This window comes from Pseudonocardia lacus (genome assembly GCF_018531445.1).
GTDB classification, from domain to species: domain Bacteria; phylum Actinomycetota; class Actinomycetes; order Mycobacteriales; family Pseudonocardiaceae; genus Pseudonocardia; species Pseudonocardia lacus.
Genome location: NZ_JAHDTH010000109.1, coordinates 21,234 through 28,046, shown reverse-complemented (window position 1 = coordinate 28,046; position 6,813 = coordinate 21,234). Strand labels below are relative to the sequence as shown.

The window sequence follows — 6,813 nt, the reverse complement described above, 5'->3', positions numbered from 1 at the left end:
GTGGTCCGCGCGTCCGACGCGCGCCCCACCAGGGCCGCCGACGTGCACCTGCCGGCCACCGTGCTGGCCGCCGCGCCGCACCAGCGGGTCCGCGGGCGCTGCGGGGGCCGGCTGCGGCTGCGCCCCGACGACCTGCGCCACGCCGTCCGCGAGGGCCGCGAGGGCAACCTGGTGCTGTTCGTCGTCGACGCCTCCGGCTCGATGGCCGCCCGCGCCCGGATGACCGCGGTCACCGGGGCCGTGCTCTCGCTGCTGCGCGACGCCTACGAGCGCCGCGACCGGGTCGGCCTGGTCACCTTCCGGGCCCGCGAGGCCCAGCTCGTGCTGCCGCCGACGTCCAGCGTCCCGGCCGCGCAGGTGCGGTTGGCCGACATGCGCACCGGCGGGCGCACCCCGCTGGCCGACGGGCTGCTGCGGGCCCGCCGGGTGCTGGAGGTCGAGCGGCTGCGCGACCCGCGCCGCCGCCCGCTGCTGGTGCTGCTCACCGACGGTCGGGCCACGGTGCCCGCCCGCGCCGACGGCGACCCGGTGCGCGACGCCTGCCGCGCGGCCGGCCTGCTGGCCGCCGACGGGGTGGCGACGATCGTGGTGGACTGCGAGAGCGGCCCGGTGCGGCTGGGCCTGGCGGCCCGGGTCGCCGCCGCGGCCGGTGCGGAGCTGGTCGGCGTCGGGGCGCTCTCGGCCGACCGCATGCTCGACGTGGTCGGCAGGGGGCGCGCGTGAGGAGGACCGGATGCCGCAGGGGCAGGTGACGACGACCCCGGACGACGGGCTGACCACCAGGCAGCGCCGCAACCGCCCGCTGGTGATCGTGCACACGGGGGAGATGAAGGGGAAGTCGACCGCGGCGTTCGGGCTGGCGCTGCGCGGCTGGAGCCAGGGCTGGTCGATCGCGGTGTTCCAGTTCGTGAAGTCGGCGAAGTGGAGGGTCGGCGAGGAGGAGGCCTTCACGGCCCTGGGCGCGGTGCACGCCGAGCACGGCACCGGCGGGCCGGTCGAGTGGCACAAGATGGGCCAGGGCTGGTCCTGGAGCCGCAAGCAGGGCTCGGAGGAGGACCACGCCGCCAACGCCGCCGCGGGTTGGGCGGAGATCCGCCGCCGGATCGAGGCCGGCGCGCACGACATGTACGTCCTCGACGAGTTCACCTACCCGCTGAAGTGGGGCTGGGTCGACGTCGACGAGGTCGTCGAGGTGCTGGCCGCCCGCCCGGGCCACCAGCACGTCGTGATCACCGGCCGGGACGCCCCCGCGGCCCTGGTCGACGCGGCCGACCTGGTCATGGAGACCACGAAGGTCAAGCACCCGATGGACGCCGGGCAGAAGGGGCAGCGCGGCATCGAGTGGTGAGGCGTCCGCCAGGAGCGGACATCGGCGCCGTCCACGACGCCGTCCTGCCATGCTCGGTGTCGTGGACCTGCCCCCGTCGCTGACCCGCATCGTGCTCCCGTTCGGCCAGTGCTACGCCTGGCGCGACGGCGACGAGGTCACCCTGGTCGACACCGGCCCGCCCGGCTCCGGGGAGGCCGTCGCCGCCGCACTGGCCGGGCTCGGCCTCGACCGGGACGCCGTCGTGCGGATCGTGCTCACCCACCACCACATCGACCACTCCGGTTCGACGGCGGAGATCCGGGCCTGGAACGACGCGCAGGTCGTGGCGCACGCCTCGGACGCCGCCGTGGTGCGCGGCGAGGTCGCCCCGCCGCCGTTCGACCTGCTGCCCGCCGAGCAGCAGTTGTGGGACTCGCTCGGCGCGGACGACTCGCTGTCACCGCCGTCCCTCGTCGACGTTGAGGTCACCGGCGACGAGGTGCTGCCGTTCGGCAGGGGCGCGAGGGTCGTGCACGGCCCCGGCCACACCCCGGGCAGCATCGCGCTGCACCTGCCCGGGCCGCGGGTGCTGTTCACCGGCGACACCGTCGCGGAGAACGGGGGCGCGGTCATCCTCGGGCCGTTCAACCTCGACCGGCAGCAGGCGCTGGGCTCCTTTCACCGGCTCACCGCGCTGGACGTCGACGTCGCCCTGTTCGGGCACGGCGAGCCGGTCGACGGGGCCGGGCTGCGCGCCGCGGTCCCCGGTCCGTTCGCCGGGTGAGCCCGGAACCCGATCAGGGGCCCGTCGCGGGGGTAGTGTCCGAACGCGTGGAGTACACGCGTCTGGGAGATTCCGGGCTGAAGGTCTCGCGCATCTGCCTGGGGATGATGAGCTACGGCACGCCGAAGTGGCGGGAGTGGGTGCTCGACCTCGACGCCTCGCGCCCGCTCGTGCGCAGCGCCGTCGACGCCGGCATCACCTTCTTCGACACCGCCGACATGTACTCGGCCGGCGTCTCCGAGGAGGTCACCGGCACCCTGCTGGGCGAGATGTTCGCCGACCGCGACGACTACGTGCTGGCGACCAAGGTCTTCATGCCCTCCGGCGATGGCCCCAACGACCGCGGGCTCAACCGCAAGCACATCCTGGCGAGCATCGACAAGTCGCTGCGCAGGCTGGGCACCGACCACGTCGACCTCTACCAGATCCACCGCTGGGACCCGACCACCCCGATCGAGGAGACCATGGAGGCGCTGCACGACGTCGTGCGCGCCGGCAAGGCCCGCTACATCGGCGCCTCCAGCATGTACGCCTGGCAGTTCGCCAAGGCCCAGCACACCGCCGAGCTCGGCGGCTGGACCCGGTTCACCTCCATGCAGGACCACTACAACCTCCTCTACCGCGAGGAGGAGCGGGAGATGCACCCGCTCTGCCTCGACCAGGGCGTCGGGGTGATCCCGTGGAGCCCGCTGGCCCGCGGCCGGCTGGCCAAGCTGCCCGACCAGCGCACCACCACCCGCTCGTCGAGCGACCCGATCAGCGACAACCTCTACTCCGAGGCCGACGACGCCGTGGTGCACGCCGTCGCCGACGTGGCCAAGGCGCGCGGCGTGCCGCTGGCCCAGGTCGCGCTGGCCTGGATGCTGCACAAGGACGCGGTCACCGCGCCGATCATCGGGGCGACCAAGCCGGGCCACGTCGAGGACGCCGTCGCCGCCGCCGACCTGGAGCTCAGCGACGAGGAGATCGCCGCCCTGGAAGCGCCCTACGTGCCGCACCCGGTGCTCGGGCACCAGTGACGGACGCGCTCGTCGTCGCGGCGCCGGCGTCGGGCAGCGGCAAGACGACCGTCGCCACCGGCCTGATCGCGGCGCTGCGGCGGCGCGGGACGGCCGTGGCGCCGTTCAAGGTCGGCCCCGACTACATCGACCCCGGCTACCACGCGCTGGCCGCCGGGCGGCCCGGTCGCAACCTCGACCCGGTGCTCGTCGGGGCCGACCTGGTCGCCCCGCTGGCCCGCCACGGCGCCGCCGGCACCGACGTCGCGGTCGTCGAGGGCGTGATGGGCCTGTTCGACGGCCGGGTGCGCGACGGCGCCGGCTCCACCGCGCAGGTGGCCGGGCTGCTGCGGGCCCCGGTGCTGCTGGTCGTCGACTGCCGGGGCCAGTCGCGCTCGCTGGCCGCGTTGCTGCACGGCTTCCGCTCGTTCGACCCGGACGTGCGGGTCGCCGGCGTCGTGCTCAACCGGGTCGGCAGCCCGCGCCACGAGGACGTCCTGCGCGCCGCGGCCGACGAGGTCGGGATGCCGGTGCTCGGCGCGCTGCCCCGCCGCGACGCGCTCGCCGTCCCGTCGCGGCACCTGGGCCTGGTCACCGCGGCCGAGCACGGGTCGGCGGCCACCGCGGCGGTCGACGCGATGGCCGACCTGGTCGCCGAGCACGTCGACCTCGACGCCGTCGTGGCTCTCGCCTCGCCGCTGCCCCCCGGCCCGTCCTGGGAGCCGGCGGTGCCTGCCGGGCCCGCGGTGCGGGTGGCGGTGTTCGGGGGAGCGGCGTTCACCTTCGGCTACGCCGAGCACGTCGAACTGCTGGCCGCGGCGGGTGCCGAGGTCGTCGTGGTCGACCCGCTGCGCGACGAGCGGCTGCCCGCCGACACCTCCGCGCTCGTGCTGCCCGGCGGGTTCCCCGAGGAGCACGTGGCCGCGCTCGGCGCCAACGGACCGCTGCTCGCGGCGGTGCGCGAGGTCGCGTCGGCGGGCGCCCCCGTGCACGCCGAGTGCGGCGGGCTGCTCTACCTGTGCGCCGACCTGGACGGCGTGCCGATGGCCGGCGTGCTCCCGGCCCGGGCCGCCATGACCGGGCGGCTCACCCTCGGCTACCGCGACGCCGTCGCGCTGAGCGACTCGCCCCTGTTCCCGGTGGGCAGCCGGGTCAGCGGGCACGAGTTCCACCGCTGCGCCGTCGTCGAGCCGGCCGGCCCGGCCCCGGCGTGGGGGTGGCGGGGCGGCGCGCCGGAGGGCTGGGTGCGCGGGCGGGTGCACGCGTCGTTCCTGCACACCCACCCGGCCGGGAACCCGGACGCGGTGGCCCGCTTCGTCGGGGTGGCGGCGGCCGCCCACCGCGGAACGCACGCCTCGGCGGGCTAGGCGGTATCCGTGGGGCGGGGCCCGGCTCCCCCGCACGTCGACGCGGGTGACAGCGTGGTCGCGCCGTGAGCCCCACCCGGTGCGCGCCGTCGCAGCGTTGGGTGCGTGGCGCAGCCTCAGGTGGGTGGTCGCAGGGCGCCGGCGGGTTGCGATCACGCAGTCCGTGCTGCGAGACGCGTTCAGCGCTGTGAGCTCCGCTCGGGGTGACCGGCGTGCCCCTCGCAGCGCTGGGTGGGTGTCGCAGCCTCGGGTGGGTCGTCGCAGCGCGCCGGCGGGGTGCGACAACCCAGCCCGTGCTACGAGGCGCATCGGGCGTCGCGAGGCCCTGTCGGGTCTGCGACGCCGCGGCAGGGCTGTGCGGTGGAGGTGTGCGGCGGGGTCTCCACCACTCCGTAGACGGATTGTGGCTCCCGTTCCGGGGATCCGGCAGTTACCGTCTAGTAAGAACCCTCGACGGGGAGGTGGGCCATGACGCGCATCGGGCTCGTTCTCGGGGCGGGAGGGATCCTCGGATCCGCGTGGATGGCCGGCGCCCTGGCCAACCTGGCCGAGCACGTCGACCGCCCGCTGGGGGAGGTCGACCTGCTGCTGGGCACCAGCGCGGGCAGCGTCCTGGGGGCCGCGCTGCGCTGCGGGATGACCGTCGACGAGCTGGTTGCCCACCAGCGCGGCGCCGCGCCCGCCGAGATCGCCCCCGACCTGGACGGCGGCGACCTGCCCGACATGCGCACCATCGAGCGCGAGTCCGGCGACGGACGCCCGCCGCTGCCGCTGCCGTGGATCGGCTCCCCGCGGCTGCTGGCCGCCGCGGCCGCGCACCCGCTGCGGACGAACCCGGTGATCGCCGCGTCCGGGCTGCTGCCGGCCGGGCGGGCGCAGATGGGCTCGCTGGTCCGGATGGTCGTGGCGCTGCAGACCCGGCTCGGCGTGACCACCGACGGCTGGGTCCCCGGCGCCCCGCTCTGGGTGGTGGCCGTCGACTACGACTCCGGGCGGCGGGTCGTGTTCGGCCGCGAGGGCGCCCCGCCCTCGACGGTCGGCGACGCGGTGCTGGCCTCGTGCTCGATCCCCGGCTGGTTCACCCCGCGGGTGATCGGCGGGCGCCGCTACGTCGACGGCGGGGTGGCCTCGTCGACCTCGGTCGGGCTGCTGGCCCGCCCGGGGGCGCCCGCGCTGGACGAGGTGTACGTGCTGGCCCCGCTGGCCAGCCACGCCTACGACCGCCCGCGCGACCCGGTGGCCTGCCTGGAGCGCGCCGTCCGGCACGTGCTCACGCGCTGGCTGGACGCCGAGGTCCGCGCCCTACGCGCGACGGGCACCCCGGTCACCGTGCTCACCCCGGGCCCGGCCGACCTCGCGGCCATGGGCGCCAACCTGATGAACCCCCGCAGGCGGTCGGAGGTGCTCGACACCGCGCTGCGCACCTCGGCCGCCGCGCTGGCCGGGGCCGACGGGTCGGACCAGCGGGCCGCCTGAGCGGTTGATCACCGCCGCGGGGCCGGCACCCGGCCCGCGGTGGCATCCTCGGCGGGGTGACGACTTCGACCCCGCACCGCACCGACGCCCGCCTGCGCATCGACCTGTGGAGCGACGTCGTCTGCCCGTGGTGCTACCTGGGCGCGACGCGGCTGCGCAAGGCCATCGCCGCCTCGCCCCGCGCCGACTCGATCGACCTCGTGTACCACGCCTACGAGCTCGACCCGACCGCCCCGGCCGAGGTCCACCCGAACCTGGAGTACCTGGCCGAGAAGTTCGGCATGCCGCCGGCGCAGGTCGAGGAGATGGAGGCCGGCATGGCGGCCCGCGCCGCCGCCGAGGGCCTGCCCTACACCGCGCACCGCCCGCACGCCAGGACCTTCGACCTCCACCGCCTCACGGCCTTCGCCGCGCTGAGCGGGAAGTCCGCCGCGCTGATGGCGGCCCTGCAGCACGAGCTGTTCTCCGGCGGGCGCGACGTCTTCGACCACGCCGTCCTCGCCGACGTGGCCGCCGAGGTCGGCCTGGACCGCGCCGCCGCCGCGGAGGTGCTGGCCGGCGACGCGCACACCGACGAGGTCCGCGCCGACATCGCCGAGGCCCACCGCATCGGCGTGCGCGGCGTCCCGTTCGCGGTGCTCGCCGGCCGGTTCGGGGTCTCCGGCGCCAGCGAGGTCGACGGCTACGCGCACGCCATCGAACGCGCCTGGGAAGTCGTCGACGAGGCCTGAGCGCCCGGCACCCACTCGTCGCGCCGACGCACACCTGGTGACCGCCGCGCACATGTCGTGGCGTGTGCGCGGGGGCGGCCGGTGTGCGCGGAGACAGCGGGTGTGCGTGACGATGGCCGGTGTGCGTTGGGCGGTCGGGGCGCGCGGC

At 76.1% G+C, this 6,813-nt stretch carries 7 protein-coding genes; all 7 read left to right on the top strand.

The window, feature by feature from the left end; translation table 11 throughout:
- Positions 1-723 (top strand): VWA domain-containing protein (locus KIK08_RS22230; protein WP_214405158.1); only part of this gene is annotated, 723 nt, incomplete at its 5' end.
- A gap of 10 nt (positions 724-733) precedes the next feature.
- The gene (cobO, locus tag KIK08_RS22225) at positions 734-1,348 is read left to right on the top strand and encodes a cob(I)yrinic acid a,c-diamide adenosyltransferase (RefSeq protein ID WP_214405157.1); all 615 of its coding nucleotides are present in this window, start codon (positions 734-736) and stop codon (positions 1,346-1,348) included.
- Positions 1,349-1,409: 61 nt separating this feature from the next.
- Positions 1,410-2,093 carry an MBL fold metallo-hydrolase gene (locus KIK08_RS22220; protein WP_308257802.1) on the top strand — a complete coding sequence of 228 codons (684 nt, stop codon included), beginning with the start codon at positions 1,410-1,412 and terminating at the stop codon, positions 2,091-2,093.
- A 47-nt stretch (positions 2,094-2,140) separates the two neighbouring features.
- The gene (locus KIK08_RS22215; protein WP_214405155.1) at positions 2,141-3,112 is read left to right on the top strand and encodes an aldo/keto reductase; all 972 of its coding nucleotides are present in this window, start codon (positions 2,141-2,143) and stop codon (positions 3,110-3,112) included.
- A complete protein-coding gene (locus KIK08_RS22210; protein ID WP_214405154.1) occupies positions 3,109-4,458 on the top strand; it encodes a cobyrinic acid a,c-diamide synthase CobB in 1,350 nt (449 codons plus the stop codon). The genes KIK08_RS22215 and KIK08_RS22210 overlap by 4 nt, the downstream gene beginning before the upstream one ends.
- 468 nt (positions 4,459-4,926) lie before the next feature.
- Positions 4,927-5,934: a patatin-like phospholipase family protein gene (locus tag KIK08_RS22205; protein ID WP_214405153.1), complete on the top strand. Its 1,008-nt coding sequence runs from the start codon at positions 4,927-4,929 to the stop codon at positions 5,932-5,934.
- A gap of 56 nt (positions 5,935-5,990) precedes the next feature.
- Entirely contained in the window at positions 5,991-6,665 is a 675-nt protein-coding gene (locus KIK08_RS22200) for a DsbA family oxidoreductase (RefSeq protein ID WP_214405152.1), read from the top strand.
- Positions 6,666-6,813 lie beyond the last annotated feature (148 nt).

What these genes read in the sequence shown, in the direction of transcription:
- cobO (WP_214405157.1), top strand. Translation starts at nt 734, where the DNA reads ATGCCGCAGGGGCAGGTGACGACGACCCCGGACGACGGGCTGACCACC.
- KIK08_RS22205 (WP_214405153.1), top strand. Translation starts at nt 4,927, where the DNA reads ATGACGCGCATCGGGCTCGTTCTCGGGGCGGGAGGGATCCTCGGATCC.